The sequence below is a fragment of the Maribellus sp. YY47 genome, from assembly GCF_023111095.1.
Classification (GTDB): Bacteria; Bacteroidota; Bacteroidia; order Bacteroidales; family Prolixibacteraceae; genus Draconibacterium.
This window is the reverse complement of the sequence record NZ_JALGYW010000056.1, coordinates 1-501: the sequence shown is the minus strand read 5'-3', so window position 1 is coordinate 501 and position 501 is coordinate 1. Positions and strand designations below refer to the sequence as shown.

1 rRNA gene is annotated in these 501 nt (G+C 42.7%); it reads right to left on the bottom strand.

Annotation, left to right across the window (positions count from 1 at the left end):
• Positions 1-283: ribosomal RNA gene (locus MR764_RS20175) — 23S ribosomal RNA — on the bottom strand; the annotation flags it as partial.
• Between the last annotated feature and the right edge of the window lie 218 nt (positions 284-501).

Below are 501 nucleotides of genomic sequence, written 5' to 3'. Positions count from 1 at the left end.
AACCCCAACCTTGCCGAAACAAGATTGGTTTAGGCTATTCCCTTTTCGCTCGCCACTACTCGGGGAATCACTATTGTTTTCTCTTCCTCCGCCTACTTAGATGTTTCAGTTCAGCGGGTTTGCCTCCCGGTTACCCGGGATATCCTTAAAGGATGGGTTGCCCCATTCGGAAATCTGCGGATCGATTCATATTTGCTAATCCCCGCAGCTTATCGCAGCTTGTCACGTCCTTCTTCGCCTCTGAGAGCCAAGGCATCCTCCGTACGCCCTTAGTAACTTTCTTTGGATATAAATCCTCGTATTGATTCAAAATTGTATCTCTTGTTTAAAAATAGTTGTCTCTATCTTGTGATTTGACTCTCGATAATTATTCGAAAATAATCATCAATTATTTTTCCCAACATGCCAAAGAACTTTAACTTTAAGCTACTAGCTTTGAGCTATTAGCTTCGAGTACGTAGATAATCAAGGAGTCGAACCTTTTTTCTTGCAGCCGTCCTG